This is a genomic window from Methanoculleus horonobensis (assembly GCF_001602375.1).
Lineage (GTDB): Archaea > Halobacteriota > Methanomicrobia > Methanomicrobiales > Methanoculleaceae > Methanoculleus > Methanoculleus horonobensis.
The window spans coordinates 70,063-92,351 of the sequence record NZ_BCNY01000015.1 but is presented as its reverse complement, the minus strand read 5'-3'; the positions used below and the strand labels follow the sequence as shown (position 1 = coordinate 92,351).

Genomic DNA, 22,289 nt, shown 5'->3' with positions numbered 1-22,289 from the left:
TCTCAGCACCCGTAGACCAGGGTCAGGATACTCTTTGCGAGGTCGAGGCTCTTGCCCCGGTTGACCATCAGGGTGTCCTGGCGCAGCGCCCCTTCGAGTTCGACCGGGTCGCGGGTGTCCTGGATGAAGACGTCCACGAAATCCTCGTAGAGACCGTAGGTTCCGGCGGACGAGGGCTCTTTTCCAAACGCCTGCATCAGGGCGGCCGCCGGGCCGCTGATCGGCGCATCGCCGATGAACGGGCTGACGGCGATGACGTGCTGCCGGCGGAGCGCCTCCCGCACCCCGGTGCATTCGAGGATCGGGGATATGCTCGTGACCGGGTTGCTCGGCCCGATCACGACGGCGTCGCTTTCCTCGATCGCCTTGATGACTTCGTCGGTCGCTGCGGGCGGTTCTTCGAATCTCCGGACGACGCCGTCGATCGCCACCTCTCCGCGGTGCTTCACCCAGTACTCCTGGAAGTGTATCTCGCCGCGGGGCGTCCGGACGTAGGTCGTCACGACGGAGTCGGTCATCGGGAGGACGGTTGCCCGGATATCCAGCGTGTGGCAGAGTGTGCGGGTGATCTCCGTCAGTCGCATGCCGCTCCGGAGCATCTCGCCCCGTGCTGCGTGAACCGCCCTGTCCTGGTCGCCGACGGCGATGTACTCCTCGATGCCGAGCCGGGCGAGGAGGTCGTGGGTGATGTAGGAGTCATTGCGAATCCCCCACCACCGGTTGGTGTCGAGGATGCCCGCAAAGAGGTACATGACCGTATCGATGTCGGGCGAGAGGTGGTTGCCGGAGAGCCAGGTGTCCTCGGCCGTGTTGACGACGACCGTGATATCCCGCTCGTCCAGCAGTTCCCGCATCCCGCGGAGGAGTTTCGGGGTTCCGGTCCCGCCCGAGAGGAAGGTTATCATTGGATAATTAGCGTATCAAGCGCATGCGTATATGAATTTTCCCAAACTATGCCGGGAGGTAAACACCCCGAATTCACGAAACGGCGTGGCGTATGACCGCCGTGATGTCCCAGGCGAGCGATTCGGCCTGCCGCTCGTGTAAAAGACGGGTCTCGAGGCGGAGCGATCCGGGGACGTCGTCTCTGTCGTGGATGTCCTGGACGAAGACGTCGACGATATCCCCGTACAGCCGGGCGACCGCCGGTGACGTGGGGGGCTCGCCGACGGCATACATGAGGGCGGCGTCTTTTTGGTCGGGCGCGACGCCGCCCCGAAACGGCGAGACCGCGACGACGAACTTTTCACGGAGGAGGTCCCGCATCCCGGCGCAGTCGAGGATGGGGAGGATGCTCGCCGCCGGGTTCGCGGGGCCGATCACCACGGCGTCGCTTGCCTCGATCGCCGCCCGCACCCTGTCCGTGACCGCGGGGGGTTCCGGCCGGACGAGTTCCCGGACCTCCGTCCCGGCATCGGCGGCCATCCGGTACTCGAGGAGCGGAATGCGTTCGGTGCCGGTATCGACGAAGAGGGCGGCGTCGCCGTCGGTCATCGGGAGGACGGTCGCCCCTATCCTGAGCGAGCGGCACTGCGCCCGGACGGCGTCTGTCAGGGTCAGGCCCTCATCAAGGAGCGCCGCCCGGGCGATCTGGATGGCCCGGGCACGGTCGCCGACCGGGAAGGGTTCGCCGCCCGCCACCTTCGGGAGGTAGTTATGGGTGGCGTAGGTGTCGCCCTTGATCCCCCACCACCGCCCGGTATCGAGGATGCCGGCAAAGAGGAAGACGGCGGTGTCGATGTCCGGCGCACAGTGGCCGCCCGATATCCAGAGATCCTCGGCGGTATTCGCGACGACGGTGATCTCGCTGTCGTAGAGGATCTGCCGGACGCCCCGGATGAGCGAGAGGGTTCCGGCTCCGCCGGAGAGGAAGGTGATCATGGCTGAATGTTATTGTAGGTGGAGTGTCCGGGGGGTTAACAGTTTCATTTCTGCAGAGAGCCGCCTCTCGGGATATCGGAGACCGTTCTCTCCTGCCCGGCCATACGGGATCCCCGATGCAGTCATGTATATATGTCCTCTTCTCCATCACGCCGCGCCATGCGATCATCGATACAACGGTGCCTCGCCAGAGACCGCCCGCGGGGCCGGGATCGCATGCGATGGGCTCTCCCGTTGAGAGACGGGAGCCTGCAAGAAAGAAGGTGAGATCGATGAGAGATGCATTTCCCCGGGCGATGGCCGTCACCATCGTCGTCATCGCTGTAATTTGTGCCACAGGGCTTGTTTCGGCACAGATCATCAGCCCCGTGCAGCCGGATCGAACGCTGGTGATTGCACCACCCACGGATACGCCGACACCGACGCCAACGCCCATCCGACCGCCGGTGGTCGGACCCCTGGATCCGGTTATCCAGCCGCCGATCGCTCCAACGGCCACGCCCGTGCAGCCGCCGACACAATCGCCAACGACCCCGACAACCGCCCCGACAGGTACGATACCGGAACTGCCGACCGTCCCGGCGACCACGATGCCCACGCCGATGCAGACGGTCACGTGGGCGCTGCCGCCGTCCGTCACGCCCCTGCAGCCGGGGGTGCAGCCCACCCCGGCTCCGCAGAGCACCACCCCGGGAGGTTCCGGGACGCAGATCTCAAGCAGCCCGGGGGATAACCTCTTCCCGGCGATATCCGAAGACAACATCGTCTGGTACGACAACGATTCAGCCTCGATCCAGCTCTATGAGATTGCATCGGGGAACCTATCGACCATATCCACTGCAGCATCGACTCCTATCGGCCTGCCGCACGAACTGGCCATCGACGGGAAGAACGTCGTCTGGACGGGAGGAGACCCGCAGACCGGGAGAGATATCGTGTTCCTCTACGACATCGCATCAGGCAGGCTGGGACAGGTGACGAACGGCTCGGGAGTCCCCGGATACCCGGGTGTCTCGCAGGACTTCGTCGTCTGGATTGACGGGGACGAACTGGGCGATCTCTACCTCTACGAGATTGCGAGCGGGAACACCACGCAGGTGACGGACGATCCCTACGAGCAGATTCTGCCCGACGCCGGTGGAGACACATTCGTCTGGGCGGATAATGAGACCGAGGGGGGAGACCTCGACATCGCGGTGGCCTCCCGGAATGAGTCGAGGGTGATGCTGCTCGGGGATGCCGGCGACGACAGTTACCCCGATCTGTCGGGTGACGGCAACCGCATCGCCTGGATCAACGCCAACGAGAACCGGACCGCTGTCTACCTCTACGACGCCTCGACCGGGAACCTAACGCAGGTGACCGGTGAATCCGCACAACCCGATGCGGTCGCGGTCGACGGGAACTATCTGGTCTACTCGGACTGGCGGAACGGAAACCTCGACATCTTCCTCTACAACATCAGCACCGGAGTGGAGACGCCGGTCACCGAGGACCCGTATGCCCAGTCTCTCCCGGATATCTCCGATGAGGTGGCCGTCTGGATGGGCAACAACACCGGGCAGTGGGAGATCTATATGTGGGAGGTACCGGGAGCCCCACAACCGTGATCGGGCCGGCCCAACCCTCTTTTTGGGTTCCGGCCGGGCCGGCGCGCCGTGCGAGCAGAACAATCTCACAATCCGCGCGTTCTTGAATACCTTTATCTTCCATCTCCCAAGATTCTTAACTGAACCGATGAAGATCATCAAAGATCCGGTGCACGGCTACGTCGAGGCGGAACCGCTCGCGCTCCGGCTGCTCGACTCGGAGGTTGTCCAGCGGCTCCGCCACGTCACCCAGCTCGGGTTTGCAAACCTCGTCTACCCCGGGGCAAACCATACCCGGTTCGAGCACTCGCTCGGGACGATGCATCTCGCGGCCCTCCTGTCGGGCCAGCTCGGGCTCGGCGAGGATGAGACGAAACTCGTCACCACGGCCGCCCTCCTCCACGACATCGGCCACGGCCCCTTCTCCCACGTCACCGAGCCGGTGATGGAGGAGTTCACGGGGAGGAGCCACCACCAGATCGATCACCTCGTCCGCGAGGGGACGACCGCCGGGATCCTCGAAGGCGAAGGGCTCGACCCCGCCGAAGTCTGCGCCGTCGTTGCAGGGAAGCACCGCCTCGCGAGCATCATCCACGGGAGCCTGGACGTCGACCGGATGGACTACCTGATGCGGGACGCCCACTACACCGGCGTCCCCTACGGGACGGTCGACGCCCACCGGCTGATCCGGAGCACCATCTTCACCGAGTCGGGCATCGCCCTCTCCGAAGGCGGGATCAACGCCGCCGAGTCGCTCCTCATCGCCCGCACCTTGATGCGCCCGGCGGTCTACTTCCACCATGTGAGCCGGATCGCGACGAGCATGTTCGTCCACGCCCTCCGCGAGGAGGTGCGAAACGTCCCGGGCACGGACGCACGCGAACTGATGCGGATGGACGACGCCGCCTGCATGGAGCGGCTGAAGCACTCCCCCTCCCCGATCGCCCGCGACCTCGCCCGCCGGGTCTACGCCCGGGATCTCTACAAGCGGGCGCTGTATATCGGCGAAGACCGGGTGAACGCCGCAGCCCTCCGCCAGGCGCTCGGGCCCGCCCGGGAACGGGAGATCGCCCGCGAGATCGCCGAGACAGCCGGCGTCACGGAAGACTGCGTCCTCGTCGACATCCCCCGGCTCCCCCGGGCGCTCTCGATGGAGGTCCGGGTCAGGAACAGCCACGCGATGGTCGATATCGAGGAGGTCTCCCCCCTCATCAACACCTTGAACGACACCCGGCGGCAGCAGTGGCGTCTCGGCGTCTATACCGTAGAGGAGCACCGGAACGCGGTGGAAGCGGCGGCGATGGAGATCCTCCGGGTGAAGCGGGCGACAAAACAGGATAAACTCGTAGTGACATAGTATGGAGAGCGCATGAAGAAGGAATTCGTCGTCGGGGTCACCGGGGCAAGCGGGGTTGTTTACGCCCGCCGCCTCCTCGAAGTGCTCTGCGATAACGCAACGGTGCATATCGTCATCTCCGATACCGCCCGGCAGATCGCCGGGATCGAAGGCGTCGACCTCGAGGGGTTCGATGCCATATATGCCGAGAACAGCGACCTCGCGGCCGATATCGCGAGCGGATCGTTTCGCTACGACGGGATGGCGATCGTGCCCTGCAGCATGAAGACGCTTGCCGCCGTCAGCAACGGGTTCGCCGACAACCTGATCACCCGGGCGGCGGACGTCTGCCTCAAGGAGAAGCGCCCACTCCTCCTCCTGCTGCGGGAGATGCCGCTCTCCCGGATCCACTTGAAGAACATGCTTGCCGCCGACGATGCCGGTGCGACCGTGATGGTCGCAAGCCCTCCCTTCTACCAGCGCCCGGAGACCATCGACGACCTCGTCGATATGGTGGTGGCCCGGGTGCTCGACCACATGGGGGTCGAACACGACCTCGGAACCCGATGGAGCGGATACGATGCGTAACTTTATCGAACTGATGCGGGAGCAGGGCCGGGTCGAGGAGATCGAGAGCCCCTGCTCGACCGTCTACGAGGCTCCCCGTATGGCGAGCCGGACGGATAAGATCCTCTTCTTCCACGACCTCGACGGCCGCCGGGGGGTGATGAACCTCCTCTCAGACCGCCGATCGCTTGCAGCGGCGCTCGGCGTCGAGGAGCGGGACCTCGTCGGACACCTCGCGGGCATGACCTACAGCGGCCGCGTCCTCGGTGCCGGACGGCTTGAAGGCGGTATTCCTGCCGACCTCTCCCGCCTCCCGGTCATGAAGCACTTCCCCGGCGACGCCGGGCGCTACTTCACCTCTGGGATCGTCTTCTCGCGCTACGACGGCGTCGAGAACGCCTCCATCCACCGGATGATGGTCCTCGACGATCACAGGGTCGTCGCCCGCCTGGTGGAAGGAAGGCACACCCATACCCTCCTCAAAGCGGCGCTCGCCAGAGGGGAGAAACTCCCGGTCGCCGTCACCGTCGGCACCCATCCGCTGGTGACGTTCGCCGCCTGCACCCGCGTGCCTGAGGGTAAGGAACTCGCCTACGCTGCGGAACTGATGGGCGGGGAACTCTCTATCCGGGAGTGCGAGAACGGCGTCCGGGTTCCCGACGCCGAGTTCGTCCTCGAGGGCTACATCAGTGCTGAAATGGCGGCGGAAGGCCCGTTCGTCGATATTACCGGGACATACGATCCCGTGCGGCAACAGCACGTGATCGAGTTCACGAAGATGTACTGTAAGGAGGACCCCATCTACCACGGCATCCTCCCGGCCGGCGACGAGCACAAACTCCTGATGGGAGCGCCGTACGAGCCGAAGATCTACCGTGCGGTCGGGGAGGTGACGACGGTGCGTGACGTCCTCCTCACGAAGGGCGGCGCCGGCTACCTCCATGCAGTGGTGAAGATCCGGAAGAACACGCAGGGCGACGCGAAGAACGCCATCATGGCGGCGTTTGCCGCCCATACGTCCCTCAAACATGTCGTGGTGGTGGACGAGGATATCGATATCCACGACCCCAATGACGTCGAATACGCGATCGCGACGAGGGTGCGGGGCGACACCGACATCATGGTCATCCCCGGCGTCCGGGGCTCGTCGCTCGACCCGACACGGCTGGGTGACGGGACGAACGTGAAGGTCGGGGTCGACGCCACGATGGTCATGGGCAGAGAAGACGAATTCAGAAGAGCGGAGTGGGTGTAGATGTATCTTGACAACGATGACGAGCGGGTGCTCGCCGGCGAGTTCGGCGAGACCCGGCAGAAGATGATGGAGATCCTGGTCGCGCTCGGGGACGTTTACGGGGCGGAGAAACTCGTCCCGATCACGAGCGCCCAGGTGAGCGGTGCGTCCTACAAGACCATCGGAAGATGGGGGCTCTCCTGGCTGCAGAGCCTCAACGCCCGGGCGGCGGTCCCGGCGGTCTTGAACCCCATCGGGATGCCGCGGGAGGGATGGCAGGAGTTCGGGATCGACGAGGAGTTCGCCCGCCGTCAGGCGGAGGTCGTCGAGGCCTACCGGAAGCTCGGGATCCGGGTCGAGTGCACCTGCACGCCCTACTACCTCCGGATCACGGAGTACGGGGAGCACCTTGCCTGGTCGGAGTCCTCGGCGGTCGCCTACGCAAACTCGGTTCTCGGCGCCCGGACGAACCGGGAAGGCGGGCCGAGCGCCCTTGCGGCGGCGATCATCGGAAAGACCCCCTATTACGGTCTCCACATCGTCGAGAACCGCCGGCCGCAGGTCGTCGTCGAGGTCGAGAGCGGGACGGGCCCGCACGCCGCCCACTGGGGCGCCATCGGCCACGTCGCCGGAAAGAAGGTGGGGAACCGGATCCCGCTCTTCCAGGGGATCCGGCCGAACCGCGACCAGCTCAAAGCCCTCGGCGCCGCGATGGCGGCAACCGGGGCGGTCGCCCTCTTCCACGTCGAGAAGATCACCCCGGAAGCCCGGGTCTTCACGTTCGACACCGGCGATCTCGAACGGGTGACGGTGACGGCGGACGAGATCGAGGCCCTCTTTACGGAGACCGAGGTCGAGGCGGTCGCGGTCGGGTGCCCGCACTGCTCCGCCGACGAACTCCGTGAACTCGCGGAACTCCTCCGGGGGAAGACGACGACGAAACCCTTCTACATCTTCGCCGCAAAAGGGGTCGCGAAGCACAACCCCGACCTCGTGAGCGTCATCGAGCGGAGCGGTGCCCGGGTGATCACGGACACCTGCATGGTCGTCTCGCCCCGGATGGACGAGTTCGCTTCGATCATGGTCGACTCGGGCAAGGCTCTCGCCTACGTTCCCGGGATGTGCGGCGCGCTCGCCCGGATCGGGACGAGGAAAGAGTGCGTCGAGGTCGCGACGTCGTGAGGGCGTTCACGCCCCAACCGTCTTCACGTCGAGCACCTGCATCAGGCCCTCGTCGAGCATGTAGCCCCGGAGCCGGTCGCGGTTGCCCCGCAGGCTCTCGATGCTGTTGATCCCGGCCGCACCCAGGAGTTCGGCGAGTTCGAGCGTCCACGCCCGGATAAGGTTCGCCACCTGTATTGAGGCCTCGTCGGGGTCGAGGCGCGCCACGAGGTCGGGCCGCTGGGTGGCGATCCCCCAGGGGCAGAGGCCGCGGTAACAGTTCCCGCAGACCCGGCAGCCCATCGCCGCGAGCGCCGCGGTGCCGATGTAGACCGCGTCCGCTCCGAGGGCGATCGCTTTCGCGACGTCGGCGCTTCCCCGGATACCCCCGCTCGCGATGACTGATATCTCGTTTCTGATCCCCTGGTCGCGGAGTTTCTGATCCACGCTCGCGACCGCCGCCTCGATCGGGATCCCGACGTGGTCGCGAAAGACCATCGGCGCCGCCCCGGTTCCGCCGCGGAACCCGTCGACGACGACCGCATCGGCCGGCGAGCGGGCGATGCCCGCGGCGATGGCGGCGACGTTGTGGACGGCGGCGATCTTCACGAAGACCGGTTTCTTCCATTCCGTCGCCTCCTTGAGGCCGCGGACGAGCTGCGCGAGGTCCTCGATGCTGTAGATGTCGTGGTGCGGCGCGGGGCTGATCGCGTCGCTCCCTTCCGGGATCATCCGTGTCCTGGAGATATCCGCACAGACCTTCTCCCCCGGGAGGTGGCCGCCGATGCCGGGCTTCGCCCCCTGGCCGATCTTGATCTCGATCCCGGCGCCCCGCTCCAGGTAGTCGATGTTCACCCCGAACCGCCCGGACGCAACCTGAACGATCATCCGGTCCTGGTAGGGGTGGAGGGCGGCGTGCAGCCCGCCTTCCCCGGTGCCCATATAGGTTCCGGTCTCTTTTGCCGCCCGGGCCATGGCTACCTGGGCGTTGAGGCTGATCGCCCCGTAACTCATGTGCCCGATCATCACCGGCGTCTCGATCCGGAGGTTCGGGGTGAGGCGGGTCGAAAGTTCGACGTCGCCGCCCTCCCGCCGCCGAAGGTCGAGCCGCGCCGGCCTCTTCCCGAGGTGGGTCACCAGTTCGATCGGCTCGCGGAGCGGGTCGAGGCTCGGGTTCGTGACCTGGCAGGCGTCCAGCACCAGGCGGTCGAAGATGACCGGGTAGTCGAGGGCGTTGCCCATCCCCGCGAGGATGATCTTGCCCGTCCGGGCCTGGTTGTAGATCGCCTCCCGGGCCTCCCTCGTCCAGAGCGGGTGGCTGCGGTAGTCGCAGGGGTGCTCCTCGATGCCGATCGCGTCCCGGGGGCAGCAGGCGACGCAGCGGTGGCAGGCGGTGCAGTTCCGGGAGTTGACCTGGATCCTGTCGCCGTCCCGGGAGAAGACGCCGTAAGAGCAGTTCTCGATGCACCGCCCGCACTCCATGCACCGGACGGGGTCGATACTGATCCGGTAGCGGGGAGGGAGGCTCCCGATCATGAGACAACCCTCCCGATCACCGGCTCGCCCGCGGCCGGCATCCGGATCGACTCGATCCGCGGCTCCATCGCCCGGATTGCAGCCTCTTCGCTCGAGATGTAGAGCCGGTCGCCGCACTCGCCGACGACCATCGGCCGGAGCTTGCCCCGGTCGGTGAACCCGACCATCATGTCGCGGTTCGCGGCCACGATGGCGAACGGCCCGTTCATCATCGCGGAAGCGTAGGCGAGCCGGAGGGCTCCGTTCCACTCCCGCTCCGCCGCGGGCATCCTGTCGATCTCCTCCCAGAAGGGCGGGGCGAGCGCCCGGACGGCGAGGTCGACGTCGAGGCCGTGCCGCCGCACCAGGAGGTCGATCAGGTAGGCGACGACCTCGGTGTCGGTATACATCGTGCAGGTGTAGCCAAGACTCTCGATGTAGCGCCGGTTCGTCCCGTAGGAGGTGATCTCGCCGTTATGCACGATGCTCCAGTCGAGGAGGTTGAACGGGTGCGCGCCGCCCCACCACCCGGGGGTGTTCGTCGGGTAGCGGTTGTGCGCGAGCCAGGTGTAGCCTTCGTAGTCCTCGATCCGGTAGAAGTCCGCGACGTCCTCCGGCCAGCCGCTCGCTTTAAAGACGCCGAGGTCCTTGCCGGAGGAGAAGATGAGCGCGCCGCGGCGGGCGGCATTGACCTGCATCACGAGGGCGCTGACGATCTCGTCCTCCGGCGTCGCGCTCCCCGGCGGCGCGAGGGAGGGGTCGGGCTTGAAGAAGTAGCGCCAGGGGGTGTGAACCGCCCGGAGGCCCGGCCGGTCGCAGGTGGGGATCGCCTCGTCGTGCTCGATCGTCCCCCACTGCGCGAGCGTCGAGTCGAGGAGCGGCTTGTTCTCGCGGATGTTGTCGAAGAAGACGTGGAGGGCGTAGCAGTCCCGGAAGTCGGGGTAGATGCCGTAGGCCGCGTACCCCGCCCCCTCGCCGCTGCCGCGCTCGTTCATCATGGAGAGGGCCTGTCGGATGCCGGAACCGTCCATCGTCCGGCGAGATCTGTCCATTACACCAATTATGCCGCACATAATCATCACGGTCGACCCGCCCCCCTCCACCGCCGGGTGGTCGGGGAACGCTCTGATAGATCTAGATCCGTCAAGTATATATAATATCGGAAGGAAGTTTCCTTCCATATGAGTGCCGACAACATCTCAGCGATGCTCGAGCGCATTGAACAGGACAACGTCCGGTTCCTCCGGCTGCAGTTCACCGATCTCCTGGGCATGCCCAAGAACGTCTCCATCCCGGCGAAGCAGGTCGGGAAGGCGCTGACCGACGGCATCGGGTTCGACGGGTCGTCAATCGAGGGTTTCGTCCGGATCGAAGAGTCCGATATGGTGCTCAAGCCCGACCTCTCGACCTACACCCTCCTCCCATGGCGCCCCCGGGATAAGAGCGTCGCCCGGTTCATCTGCGACGTCTGTAAGCCGGACGGCACGCCGTTCGAGGGCGACCCGCGCTCCGTGCTCCGGCGGGCGATGGAGGACGCGGTGAAGGACGGCTACGTCTTCAACACCGGCCCGGAACTGGAGTTCTTCCTCTTCAAGATGCTCGACGGCCGGCCGACCACCGAGTTCCAGGACGCCGGTGGCTACTTCGACCTGGCGCCGACCGATCTCGCGGAGGACCTCCGGCGCGAGGCGATCCTCACGCTCACCGAGATGGGGTTCGATATCGAGGCCTCCCATCACGAGGTCGCCGAGAGCCAGCACGAGATCGACTTCAAGTACAGCGACGCGCTCCATACCGCGGATAACGTCATCACCTTCAAGTTCGCGGTCAAGACGATGGCGCTGATGCGCGGGCTGCACGCGTCCTTCATGGCGAAGCCGATCCACGGCATCAACGGGAGCGGGATGCACGTGAACTGTTCGCTCGCAAAGGACGGGGTGAACGCCTTCTACGACCCGGATGCGCCGCTGCAGCTCTCGAAGACCTGCATGCACTTCATCGGCGGGCTGCTCAAACACGCGCCGGCCATCACCCGGATCGCGAACCCGACGATCAACTCCTACAAACGGCTCGTCCCCGGCTACGAGGCGCCCTGCTACATCAGCTGGAGCGCGAGCAACCGCTCGGCGCTGGTGCGGGTTCCGGCGCCCCGCGGCAACAGCACCCGGGTCGAGTTCCGCAGCCCCGACCCGACCTGCAACCCCTACCTCGCCTTCACGGCGATGCTCGCCGCCGGGATGGACGGAGTCCGGAGCGAGATCGAGCCCCCGACCGATGTTCACAAGAATATCTTCCACATGACGTCCACCGAGCGCGGCCAGAACGGGATCGCGACCCTGCCCGGAGACCTCCACGAGGCCCACCGGGCGCTGCTTGCCGACGACCTCATCTGCAACGCGCTCGGCCCCCACGTCGTCGATGCGCTCACGAGCGTTGCCGAAGCCGAGTGGGACGCCTACCGGACGACGGTTCACCCCTGGGAGATCGACCGGTACCTGGCGACCTACTGAACTCTTTTTTCTTATGCGGCGGGAGCACCCGGCACCTCCGTTCGCCGAAAACCCGGGTAACGCTCTATCCTCATCCCGCCGTTACCGCTCACCCAAACCGTGCCGTCGCAGGAACGTTCATATCCCCCAAAAAGCATAGATGCGCTTATCGGCCGAACGGGGAAGCCACATGAGACAGAGAATTGATATCGACACCATGCGAAGGCACCGGGACATCGACGGCCTGGTTGCAGCACTTTTCGAGCCCGAAGAGATCGTGCGGCTGACCGCCGTCGATGCCCTCGGCTCCGTCGGCGACGAACGGGCGCTTGAGCCGCTCGAGCGATTGAAGTTCTCGGACTCCGATGCGGGCGTCCGGCGGGCCGCTTCGTTCGCGCACGCCCGGGTGGTGGGGAGGCTCGCGGACAGGAAGTCGGCGGAGCGGATGCCCCGCGAGTCGTAGCCGCACCCGGTAAGGCATATATATCCCCGCGACGTCTACGCGAAACGACCAGGAGACTGCTATGCCGACAATCGATGAGGTCGATACCATGCGGGATGCCCGGGACGTCGACGGGTTGATCCGGGCGCTCGCCGACCCGGACGAGTTCGTCCGGTCGCAGGCAGCCCTCTCGCTCGGGACTCTCGCCGACCCGAAGGCGCAGGAACCGCTCGCGAAGGTGAGGGACGAGGACCCGAGCGCCTCGGTCAGGGAGGCGGCCGCGACCGCGCACCGGTGGGTGGTCGGCCGGCTCCGGGAGATCGAGGCCGCCCGGTAGCACCGGCCTACAGGACGGCGAAGTTGAGATAGAGGATGGCGCTGCCGATCCCGACCGTGACGAAGAGCACGAGCATCCCTACCTTCAGGAACTCCAGAAACGAGATGGAGAGGTTGTTCCGTGCCGCGATCCCGAGCACGACGACGTTCGCCGAAGCCCCGATAGCCGTGCCGTTCCCGCCGAGACACGCGCCGAGCGAGAGCGCCCACCAGAGCGGGTAAGTGTCCATCGAGAGGCCCATATCCTGGATCAGGGGGATCAGGGTGGCGGTGAGCGGGATGTTGTCCACGACCGCCGAAGCGATCGCCGCGAACCAGGCGATGATCATGATGGCCTCTCCCTCCGAGTGGACGTTCTCGACGACGAACTCCGCGACGGTCGCGATCGTCCCGGTCTCGACGAGGGCGCCGACGACGACGAAGAGCCCGCCGAAGAAGAAGAGCGCCGGCCACTCGATCTTCTCGAAGATCTCCTCCGGCGGCTGCCTGCTCCAGAAGAGGAGGATCGATGCGCCGATCAGGGCGACGAGAGCGGGTTCCAGCCCGAGCAGGTCGTGGACGAAGAACATCCCGATGACGAGCGCGATGACGGCGACCGATTTTTTGAAGAGCGAGACGTCACGGATAGCCTCCCGCTCGTTCAAGTCCGCAAACGTCTTCTCGATCCCCGCTCGCTCATCGGGCGAGACGTGGAGGACTTTTCTGTAGATGAGGGCGAGCATCCCCAGGACGACGACGAGGTCGACGACCATGATCGGGCCGAGGTTGATGATGAACTCGTTGAACGTCAGGCCGGCGGCCGAGCCGATCATGATGTTCGGGGGGTCGCCGATGAGCGTCGCCGCCCCGCCGATGTTGGAGGCGAATATCTCGGCGATGAGGAAGGGCAGGGGGGTTATCCGCATCACGTTCGCGATGTAGAGGAGCATCGGAGTGAGGAGGAGGACCGTGGTGACGTTGTCGAGAAACGCGCTCGTCACGGCCGTCACGAGCGAGAAGAGAAGCAGCACCCGCATCGGGCTCCCGTTCGCGAGTTTCGCCGTCTTGATGGCGATGAACTCGAAGAGGCCGCTGCCGCGGGCGGTGTTGACGATGATCATCATCCCCATCAGGAGGAAGATGGTGCCGAGGTCGATGTACTCCGGGATCTTCTCCCACGGGACGATGTGGAGGAAGACGATGACGGAAGCGCCGAACATCGCCGCCACAGCACGGTGGATCCGCTCGTCGATGATCAGCGCGTAGGTGAAGAGGAAGACCGCGACGGCGATCAGTTCCGGGCCGATCACGCGTTCCCACCCCGGCGAGGGTTGGGGCTGCGGACGGCGGGGTATGCAACGAGAGATTGACGATATGCCATGGGACTCTCCGAAAAGAACGAACTTCAGGATTCAGGTGTGCATGCTCCTCCCATAATCGTGCCGGTCAACACTGCTGTGGGGAGAACGCCGGTGCAGTCTCCTGCACCCGGGAAACGGGGCGGCGGCGATCTGCCACGCCGGGTTCAGCCCATTGCAGGGGACGCCACCATGCCCGATGCTCGCCTCAGCATGAGAATCTTGTAGACCTCCCCGGCGAGCAGCACCGGCAGGCCGAGCAGGGCAAGGAGGCCCCAATCGGCGAGGGTCAGGGGCGCGGTTCCGAGGAAGGCGTTGAAGATCGGGACGTAGACCACCAGCGCCTGGAGAGCCAGGCTCCCGAGGATGGCGAGGAGCAAGGCGGGGTTCGAGAAGAACCCGATCCGGTGGAGGGGATACCGGAACGACCGGAAGTTCAGCACGTTGTAGAGTTCGAAGACGATGAGGCCGGTAAACGCCATCGTCCGCGCCCGGTCGAGGTCGACCGCGTAGAGGCCCATGAAGACGTAGATGGTCAGAAGGCCGAGCCAGATCCCCAGGATGAGGATGACGGCGTAGGCGTTCCGCGTGAGGATGGACTCCTGCGGGTCGCGCGGCCGTCTCTGCATGACGTCCCGCTCGGCGGGTTCGAGGCCGAGGGCGAGCGCGGTGAGACCGTCGGTGACCAGGTTGATCCAGAGGATCTGGACGGGGATGAGGATCAGCGGCAGGCCGAGGAGGAGCGCGCCGACGATCGCGACGAGTTCCCCGACGTTCGAGGAGAGGAGGTAGCGGGTGAACCGGGAGATGTTGTCATACTCCCGCCTCCCCTCCTCGACGCCGGCGACGATGCTCGCGAAGTTGTCGTCCACGAGCACCATGTCGCTCGACTCCTTGGCCGCGTCTGTCCCCTTGATGCCCATGGCAATCCCGATGCTCGCCTTTTTGAGCGCCGGAGCGTCGTTGACGCCGTCGCCGGTCATGGCGATGACCTCCCGGTCGCGGGAGAGGATGTCGATCACCCGGAGTTTGTGCTCCGCGGTGACCCGGGAGAGCACCTTCGTCGTTTTGAGACGCTCATCGAGTTCGTCGTCGGGGAGTGCTTCGAGTTCGGCCCCGGTCATCGCCCCTTCGCTCGATAGCCCGAGGGCGCGGGCGATGGCGGAGGCGGTCAGGGGGTTGTCCCCCGTGATCATGATGACGTCGATCCCGGCGCTCCGGCAGAGCCGGATCGCCTCCGCCGCCTCGGGCCGCGGGGGGTCGACGATCCCGGCAAATCCGAGGAAGACGAGATCGGTCTCCACGGTATCGGCCGTCCACTCGATGCCGGCGGGGAGCCGGCGGCAGGCCGCGCCGAGCACCCGGAGCCCCTGCGACGCGTAGCCCTCGAGTTCGGCAAGAAGCGCGTCCCGGAGTTCGTCCGTGAGCGGGACGGCCGAACCTCCCCGGAGAACCCGGGACGACCGGGCGAGGAGAACCTCCGGCGCCCCCTTCACGTGGGCGACGTCTCCCCCCTCTTCGGGGTAGATGATCGTCATCCGCTTCCGGGTGGAGTTGAACGAGAACTCCTTCACGGCCTCCGGGACGTCGTCGCGGGAGAGCCCGGCCTTCTCCGCCGCGACGACGAGCGCCCCCTCGGTCGGGGTGCCGAAGACCCGCCACCCCCCTTCCTCGAGAGCGAGGGTCGCGTGGTTGCAGAGGAGGACGGTGCGGAGGAACTGCCGGAGCCCCGGGTCGGCAAGGGGGTCGATGGGTTTTTCCTCATGGAGGAACTCGCCCATCGGGAGATACCCCGCCCCGGTGACCGCTACGTCCGCGTCAGGCGTCCGCACCCGGACGACCGCCATCTCGTTCCTCGTGAGCGTTCCGGTCTTGTCGGTGCAGATCACCGAGACCGCGCCGAGCGTCTCCGACGCCGGAAGGTGGCGGATCAGGCAGTTCCTCCGCATCATCGTCTTGATCCCGATGGCGAGCGTCAGCGTCACGACCGCCGGAAGCCCCTCCGGGATCACCGCCACCGCGAGCGAGACGCCGACGAGGAACATCTCGAGAAGTTCCCGCTGCTGCAGGAGGCCGACGGCGACCGCGAGAACGGCAATCCCGAGGGCGATCAGCCCGAGATCGCGGCCGAGCCGGTCCATCTGGCGGGCAAGGGGCGTCGTTTCGTCCGCGACCCGCTGGGAGAGGCCGGCGATCCGCCCGAACTCCGTCTGCATTCCGGTGGCGACCGCGAACCCCCGGCCGTGCCCGTTCGTCACCGTCGTGCCGGCGAACGCCATATTGCTCCGTTCGGCAAGGGGCGTCCCGGCAGGGAGCGTTCCCGGCGCCTTGTCCACGGGGGCCGACTCGCCCGTCAGCGGCGCCTCGTCCACCTCAAGCGACGTCGCCTCGACGATGTAGATGTCGGCGGGCACCCGCTCCCCCATCTCGAGGAGGACGAGATCGCCCGGCACCATCTCCGACGCTTCGATCTCCCGCCGCTCGCCGTCGCGGACGACCACGGCGTGCTGGACGAGCATCTTTTTGAGCGCCTCGATCGCCTCGCCGGCCTGCCACTCCTGCGAGTACCCGAGGATGGCATTCAGAACAACGATGATGAGGATGGCCGCGGCGTCCAGGGCTTCGCCGACGAGGAACGAGACCACAGCGGCGATGATCAGGATGACGATGAGGACGCTCTTGAACTGCCGCAGGAAGACCTTGAGACGGGTCTCCCGCGCCTCCTCGCGGAGAACGTTCTTCCCGTAGCGCTGCAGCCGCGCCTCTGCTTCGCCCGTGGAGAGACCCGACTGGTCGGCGCCGACCTCCCGCTCCACCTCCTCCGCGGAGAGGGCGTGCCAGTCAGGCAGAGGGCTCCCCCCCGGAGATCGCGCCTCCACCGGGTTCTCCTGTCGGCACGGGCATATCTTCCCGGTTCTGCGCCGGGCTATAAATAGTATAGAGGTCACCCCGGCGGCCGGATATCCCCGGGTCTGCCGGACCTCCGGCAGGATTATAACCTTCGGCCGAACCGATCCGGTGCCGGGCCGGGCGACCGGTCCGGGGAGAAACGACGATGAGCAGAATAGCAGTCCTGATCACGGATATGTTCGAGGATGTCGAGTACACGGAGCCTGCCGGGGCGTTCCGGGAGGCTGGCCACGATATCGTCCACGTCGGCCTCTCCGCGGGGGAGACCGTGCACGGGAAGGCGGATAAAACACCGGTCACGATCGACCGGAGCGTATCGGACGCGTCACCGGACGACTTCGACGCGCTCTTCATACCGGGCGGCTACTCGCCCGACAAACTCCGGGCCCACGATGTGCCCGTCGAGTTCGTGCGCCGCTTCGTCGAGAGCGGGAAACCGGTTCTCTCCATATGCCACGCGCCCCAGCTCATGATCACCGCGCAGGTGCTCCGCGGCCGGAAGATTGCCGGCTGGAAGTCCGTCGCGCAGGATATCAGGAACGCCGGTGCGGAGTACGTCGACCGGGAGGTGGTCGTCGACGGCAACATCGTCTCGAGCAGGCAGCCGGACGACATTCCCGCGTTCATCAAAGCATCGCTCGCGAAACTCAAGGAGGCCCCGGGCCAGGAGACCCGGGCTGCGGCTGCAGGGCAGCGGTGAGGCGGAAGCCGCACCGCATAAACTCTTTATGGGTGCGGCCCGCACCACCTCTTAAAGATGAGTCCTGCAGGTTCGTCGAAGAGTGCAGAGGCATGGGGCAGGCCTGCAGTCATCGTCCTCGTCACGGCACTTGCCGTTCTCCTGGATCTCGCCTTCGGCACGATCGCGTATACCCACCTCTTCTACCTGGTGCTCATCCTCGCTGCGTTCTGGTACCGGCGGCGTGCGATCATCGTCGGGGTTCTGCTCGCCATGGTTCACGTCACCGTCGGGAGCATCCTCTACGGAACCCCGGGCACCGGCATCCTGGTGAATGCGGCCGCCTTCGTCGTCGCCGCATACCTCCTCGGCTACCTCTTCGAGATGGCGGGCAGGCGTGCCGGCGGTCTCCACTTCCGTATCGATGAGACCGGCGGAACCGCGTGCGACCGGAACACGAGACGGCTGATCTCCCGGCTATCGAGCCGCGACCCCGACACCCGTTACCAGGCGGCCGGGTGCCTCGGCAACGGGGGCGACCCCGCAGCGGTCGAACCGCTCGCCGCACTCCTCGCGGATCCGGAGGTCGGCGTCCGGTGGAAGGCGGCGGAGGCACTCGGAAGACTGGGGTCTCCGGCCGTCGGGCCGCTCACGGCGAGCCTCAAGAGCGAGAACGTCGATGTCCGCTGGATGGCCGCTGTCGCTCTCGGGGAGATCGGCGATCCCGCGGCGATTCCGGCGCTGATGAGCGCGCTCGACGACGAGGACTCCTACGTCCGGAGCCGGGCGGCTCTCGCACTCGGCGCGATCGGCGAGCCCGCCCGGGAGGAGGTCGTCGCCGGCCTCTCTGACGGGAACGAGCGCGTCAGGCGGGGAGCGGCGATTGCGCTCGGGAGCATCGGCGGGGAGGGCAGTACTGCGATCCTCGTCGAAGCGCTCCGCGACCCGGACGGGGAGGTGCGGCAGCGGGCCTGCGCTGCTCTCGGGGATATCGGCGAGCCTGCCGTCCCTTCCCTCATCGAGGCGCTCGGAACAGAGAGCGAACTCCTCCGGCGGGGAGCGGTCGCCGCTCTCGGCCTCATCGGGAAGCCCGCCGTCCCCGCGCTCGCCATCGTGCTCCGGAACGGCGACAACCTGCGTGTCCGGACGGGAGCCGTACGCGCCCTCGGGGAGATCGGGGATCGCAGTTCGGCCGACATCCTGATCCGGACGCTCGAAGACGAACGGGCTGAGGTGCGCGAGGCTGCCCGGGAGGCGCTCGGCAACATCAGGAAGACATAACAACAGCAAGTGTGCACCTGAACGCTATGACTGACAGAACCCGGATCGAGGAACTGATCGCCGATCTCCGGGACGGCCCTCTCGCGGCGCGCCGGGCGGCGGCCGCCGAGCTCGGTGAGAGCGGGGAAGAGGCTGTAGAACCGCTTATCGGCACGATGAAGGCCGAAAACAACGACGTTCGGTGGTATGCCGCCCGTGCGCTGATGTGGATCGGGGAGCCGGCGATCGATCCCCTCCTCATGGCGATGCGTGCCGTAGACGACCGCGACTTCCGGCGCTACGCCACGGCGGCCCTCGCGGAGATCGGCGATCCCGCCGTCGAACCCCTTGTCGCCGTCATCGAGAACGCCGATGCCGACCTCCAGCCGTTCGCCGCGCTGGCCCTGGCGAAGATCGGTGAGGCGGCGGTCGGACCGCTCCTCCGCCTGATGGAGAGCCCTGATGCGAAGACACAGGAGCGCGCCGCGCTCCTCCTCTGGAAGATGGGGGAGACGGGTGCCGGCCCGCTCACCGAGGCGCTGGAAGCGAGAAGCCAATCCGCGAACAATAAATGATCGAGACGCCTTCAGATCTCTAGGGTCTGATGGCATCTCGTACGACGGAGGGCCCCCTCCGGTTCCTGCAGGAGGGCGACCTCCGTGAACCCGGCAAAGTCCTGGTAGCCGGCGCTTTCGGGACGGCAATCCTTGCCGCGCTTCTCGTGGAGCCGCCCGGCACCAACCTCATCCTCTGGGCCCTTCTCTTCGTCCCCGCAATCGCGGTCGGCTACCTCTACCGCGAGAAAGGGATCGTTGCCGCCACCGTGCTCGGGATCGCCTATCTCGGTGTCACGGCAGGGCGCGCCTACCCGCTCAACCCGAGCATATTCCTCCCCTTCGTCGCCATGGTCGCCCTTGCGTCGCTCGCCTCGACCGTGGGCTACTCGACCCGGGAACTGATCCACTACCGGGAGACCATGGAACGGGCTCCCGGCGGCGCGTTTCTTCTCAGCCGGGAGGACGGAACGATAGTGGACGTGAACCGGGACTTCGCGGAACTTCTCGGCTACGCGAGGAGAGATCTCCAGAATCTGCCGCTATCGAAGATCTGGCCGTATGCCGACGACCGCGAGCGGTTCTTCGCGCAGGCGCAGCCGGGGGCGGGCAACGTAGTCATCGAGACGCGGTTCCTCGGCAGGGACGGCAGAATACGCTGGCTCGTCCTCTGGGGGCGCTGCCTCGAAGACGTCGTCGTCACCTGCCGCGTCTCGGAGATCACCCGGTACAAGGAAGCGGAATCCGCCCTGAACGCCGAACGCCGCCGCCTCTTCTCGATCCTGGATACCCTGCCTGCGTACGTCACCCTGCAGGGGGAGGATCACACCATCCGGTTCGCCAACAGGGCGTTCCGGGAGACCTTCGGCGACCCGGAGGGAGGACGCTGCTACGAGGTGCAGCGCGGCTCCCGGAGACCCTGCAACCCCTGCAAGGGGGGAATGGTCTTCACCCTCCGAAGCCCGCAGCAGTGGGAGTGGGATCATACGAACGGGAAGACCTACGAGGTTCACGCCTACCCGTTCACCGATACGGACGGGGCGCCCCTGATGCTGCAGCTCGGGATCGACATCACCCAGCGGGTGCAGGCGGAAGAGGCGCTCAAAGGGTTTGCCGGGAACCTCCAGGCGAAGAACCGGGAACTGGAGATGCTCCGGAGCCAGCTCTCCGTCGTCAACCAGGAACTCGATGCGCTGGTCAGGGAGCGGACCGCCGACGTGGAGAAACTCCTCGCCCAGAAGGACGAGTTCATATCGCAGCTCGGGCACGACTTGAAGACGCCCTTAACCCCGCTGGTCGCGCTCATGCCGAGGGTCATAGAGCGGGAGCAGAACCCGGATCTCCGGCGCCTCCTCGAGATCGTCGGTCACAACGTCACCTACATGAAGGAACTCGTCCAGAAGACCCTGCAGCTCGCCCGGATGAACTCCCTCTACATCGAGCTCGATCTCGAACCCCTCGATCTGAAGACGGAACTCGACAACACGCTCCGGAACTACGCCGTTCTCTTCAAGACGAAGGCCGTCGCCCTCAACAACAACATCCCCCCCGGAACCACCGTCAGGGCCGACCGGGTTCTTCTCGGGGAGGTCTTCAACAACCTGATCGCCAACGCCGTCAAGTACCTGGAGGGTGAGAAGGGGACGATCACCATCGATGCCGCCCGCGAGCAGGAGGTCGTGGTCGTCTCGGTCAGGGATACCGGGATCGGCATGACCCGCGAGCAGCTCGAAAAGGCGTTTGCCGAGTTCTACAAGGCCGACGCCTCCCGGCACGACCTCGACTCACCGGGCCTCGGCCTCACGATCTGCCGGCGGATCGTGGAGCGGCACGGAGGGCGGATCTGGGCCGAGAGCGCCGGGGAGCGGAGGGGTTCGACGATCATATTCACCCTCGAGGCGGTAGACGCGGCGTGAGAAATCCGCAGGGTTATATACTGCTCCGGGTGAGAGTGTTTATTTAACAACCCGGCGGGTCCCGGGGAGGCAGCAGATGGCGGAGGAATCGAGCAGGCGGATAATGGTCGTCGACGACGACGTCTTCATCCTCGAGGTGATGGAGGAACTCCTCGAACCGGAGGGGATCGGGGTCGTCGCCGCGGAGAGCGGCGATGCATGTATCGCAGAACTCGCGAACGGGTTCCGGGGCGTCATCCTGATGGACATCATGATGCCCCGAAAGGATGGATGGGAGACGATCCAGGAGATGATCGACGGCGATCTCATGGAGGGGAACGTCATCGCGATGCTCACTGCAAAGGATGTCCCGGACGCAGAACTGGACTCCCTCAAGGAGCACGTCATCGATTACATCACGAAACCGTTTGAGGCGGACGAGATCGTGGCCCTCGTGAAAGGGTACCTCAATTACCTGCCGTAAGGGGGAGATTGCATGGATTATCACGTATCTCTTCCCCGGGATGGGCGGACGATCGTCGTCATCGGTTCGTCGACCGGAGGGGCGCGGACGCTGGAGGTCGTCTTCTCCCAGTTCCCGCTTGTCGATGCCGCCGTCATCCTCGTCCAGCACATGCCGCACACCATGAACAACGCGCTTTGCCGCCATATCGAAGAGATCTCTTTCATGAAGGTCAGGATTCCGGAGGACGGCGAAGAGATCGAGCACGGCAAGATCTACGTGGCTCCAAGCGACGTCCACTTAAAACTCGTCGAAAACCGGACGATCAGCCTCTTCGACGATGCGAAGGTGCAGTACGTCAGGCCCTCGATCGACGTCGCGATGATGTCGCTTGAACGGCGCGGCAGCGACCGGTTTGCCGGGGTGATCCTCTCGGGGATGGGAAGCGACGGTGCCGAGGGGATCCGCCACATCAAGTCCATCGGAGGGGCCACATTCGCGCAGGCTCTCCGGACATGCGCCATCCACTACATGCCCCGCGCCGCGTTCGCGACCGGGCGGGTGGATCAGATGCTTCCGCCGGAAGGAATCCGCGAGAATCTCATCAGGTTCGCCGGAATCCTCTGATATTCAGCCTTTTT

Annotated in this window: 20 protein-coding genes; 14 read left to right on the top strand and 6 right to left on the bottom strand. The window is 65.8% G+C overall.

Going from position 1 to position 22,289, the window contains the following annotated elements:
- Positions 1-2 precede the first annotated feature (2 nt).
- Positions 3-905 (bottom strand): 2-phospho-L-lactate transferase, encoded by a 903-nt coding sequence (gene cofD, locus MCUHO_RS08085; RefSeq protein ID WP_067076538.1) that lies wholly within the window; start codon positions 903-905, stop codon positions 3-5.
- Positions 906-978: 73 nt separating this feature from the next.
- The gene (locus tag MCUHO_RS08080; RefSeq protein ID WP_067076534.1) at positions 979-1,881 is read right to left on the bottom strand and encodes a 2-phospho-L-lactate transferase CofD family protein; all 903 of its coding nucleotides are present in this window, start codon (positions 1,879-1,881) and stop codon (positions 979-981) included.
- Between the two features lie 272 nt (positions 1,882-2,153).
- On the opposite strand from MCUHO_RS08080, the gene MCUHO_RS08075 reads away from it, so the two are divergent.
- The 5 genes from MCUHO_RS08075 (at position 2,154) to MCUHO_RS08055 (ending at position 7,789) form a co-directional block, all read left to right on the top strand.
- Positions 2,154-3,491, top strand: a complete 1,338-nt coding sequence (locus tag MCUHO_RS08075; RefSeq protein ID WP_161485888.1) for a hypothetical protein — start codon at positions 2,154-2,156, stop codon at positions 3,489-3,491.
- Positions 3,492-3,618: 127 nt separating this feature from the next.
- Entirely contained in the window at positions 3,619-4,827 is a 1,209-nt protein-coding gene (locus MCUHO_RS08070; RefSeq protein WP_067076526.1) for an HD domain-containing protein, read from the top strand.
- A gap of 12 nt (positions 4,828-4,839) precedes the next feature.
- Positions 4,840-5,394, top strand: coding sequence for a UbiX family flavin prenyltransferase (locus MCUHO_RS08065; protein ID WP_067076523.1), 555 nt, complete (start codon positions 4,840-4,842; stop codon positions 5,392-5,394).
- Positions 5,387-6,628, top strand: a complete 1,242-nt coding sequence (locus tag MCUHO_RS08060) for a UbiD family decarboxylase (RefSeq protein ID WP_067076519.1) — start codon at positions 5,387-5,389, stop codon at positions 6,626-6,628. Before MCUHO_RS08065 ends, MCUHO_RS08060 begins: the two co-directional genes overlap by 8 nt.
- Positions 6,629-7,789 (top strand): aconitase X, encoded by a 1,161-nt coding sequence (locus tag MCUHO_RS08055; RefSeq protein WP_067076516.1) that lies wholly within the window; start codon positions 6,629-6,631, stop codon positions 7,787-7,789.
- A gap of 6 nt (positions 7,790-7,795) precedes the next feature.
- Here MCUHO_RS08055 and MCUHO_RS08050 read toward each other — a convergent pair whose 3' ends face one another.
- Both MCUHO_RS08050 and MCUHO_RS08045 read right to left on the bottom strand, forming a co-directional pair.
- Positions 7,796-9,304: a glutamate synthase-related protein gene (locus tag MCUHO_RS08050; RefSeq protein WP_067076512.1), complete on the bottom strand. Its 1,509-nt coding sequence runs from the start codon at positions 9,302-9,304 to the stop codon at positions 7,796-7,798.
- Positions 9,301-10,356: a class II glutamine amidotransferase gene (locus MCUHO_RS08045; protein WP_067078752.1), complete on the bottom strand. Its 1,056-nt coding sequence runs from the start codon at positions 10,354-10,356 to the stop codon at positions 9,301-9,303. Before MCUHO_RS08045 ends, MCUHO_RS08050 begins: the two co-directional genes overlap by 4 nt.
- 108 nt (positions 10,357-10,464) lie before the next feature.
- Here MCUHO_RS08045 and glnA point away from each other — a divergent pair, with 108 nt between their 5' ends.
- The 3 genes from glnA (at position 10,465) to MCUHO_RS08030 (ending at position 12,551) form a co-directional block, all read left to right on the top strand.
- Positions 10,465-11,793: a type I glutamate--ammonia ligase gene (gene glnA / locus MCUHO_RS08040; RefSeq protein WP_067076509.1), complete on the top strand. Its 1,329-nt coding sequence runs from the start codon at positions 10,465-10,467 to the stop codon at positions 11,791-11,793.
- Between the two features lie 169 nt (positions 11,794-11,962).
- Positions 11,963-12,235 carry a HEAT repeat domain-containing protein gene (locus tag MCUHO_RS08035; protein ID WP_067078750.1) on the top strand — a complete coding sequence of 91 codons (273 nt, stop codon included), beginning with the start codon at positions 11,963-11,965 and terminating at the stop codon, positions 12,233-12,235.
- A 61-nt stretch (positions 12,236-12,296) separates the two neighbouring features.
- Positions 12,297-12,551, top strand: a complete 255-nt coding sequence (locus MCUHO_RS08030; protein ID WP_067076506.1) for a HEAT repeat domain-containing protein — start codon at positions 12,297-12,299, stop codon at positions 12,549-12,551.
- Between the two features lie 7 nt (positions 12,552-12,558).
- Here the strand turns inward: MCUHO_RS08030 and MCUHO_RS08025 are convergent, their stop codons facing one another.
- Together MCUHO_RS08025 and MCUHO_RS08020 are read right to left on the bottom strand one after the other, a co-directional pair.
- The gene (locus tag MCUHO_RS08025; protein ID WP_067076503.1) at positions 12,559-13,839 is read right to left on the bottom strand and encodes an ArsB/NhaD family transporter; all 1,281 of its coding nucleotides are present in this window, start codon (positions 13,837-13,839) and stop codon (positions 12,559-12,561) included.
- A gap of 215 nt (positions 13,840-14,054) precedes the next feature.
- Positions 14,055-16,766 carry a cation-translocating P-type ATPase gene (locus MCUHO_RS08020; protein WP_067076495.1) on the bottom strand — a complete coding sequence of 904 codons (2,712 nt, stop codon included), beginning with the start codon at positions 16,764-16,766 and terminating at the stop codon, positions 14,055-14,057.
- 176 nt (positions 16,767-16,942) lie between these two features.
- Between MCUHO_RS08020 and MCUHO_RS08015 the strand changes: the two genes are divergently transcribed.
- From MCUHO_RS08015 to MCUHO_RS07990, 6 genes are all read left to right on the top strand, one after another.
- On the top strand, positions 16,943-17,497 hold the full coding sequence (locus tag MCUHO_RS08015) for a type 1 glutamine amidotransferase domain-containing protein (RefSeq protein WP_067076491.1): 555 nt from the start codon (positions 16,943-16,945) through the stop codon (positions 17,495-17,497).
- A 57-nt stretch (positions 17,498-17,554) separates the two neighbouring features.
- Positions 17,555-18,757: a HEAT repeat domain-containing protein gene (locus MCUHO_RS08010; RefSeq protein ID WP_067076488.1), complete on the top strand. Its 1,203-nt coding sequence runs from the start codon at positions 17,555-17,557 to the stop codon at positions 18,755-18,757.
- A gap of 26 nt (positions 18,758-18,783) precedes the next feature.
- Positions 18,784-19,311 (top strand): HEAT repeat domain-containing protein, encoded by a 528-nt coding sequence (locus MCUHO_RS08005; RefSeq protein WP_067076484.1) that lies wholly within the window; start codon positions 18,784-18,786, stop codon positions 19,309-19,311.
- A gap of 29 nt (positions 19,312-19,340) precedes the next feature.
- Positions 19,341-21,206: a PAS domain-containing sensor histidine kinase gene (locus MCUHO_RS08000; protein WP_067076480.1), complete on the top strand. Its 1,866-nt coding sequence runs from the start codon at positions 19,341-19,343 to the stop codon at positions 21,204-21,206.
- A 76-nt stretch (positions 21,207-21,282) separates the two neighbouring features.
- Positions 21,283-21,669 carry a response regulator gene (locus MCUHO_RS07995; protein ID WP_067076477.1) on the top strand — a complete coding sequence of 129 codons (387 nt, stop codon included), beginning with the start codon at positions 21,283-21,285 and terminating at the stop codon, positions 21,667-21,669.
- 12 nt (positions 21,670-21,681) lie between these two features.
- A complete protein-coding gene (locus MCUHO_RS07990; protein ID WP_067076472.1) occupies positions 21,682-22,275 on the top strand; it encodes a CheB methylesterase domain-containing protein in 594 nt (197 codons plus the stop codon).
- The last annotated feature ends 14 nt before the right edge of the window (positions 22,276-22,289 follow it).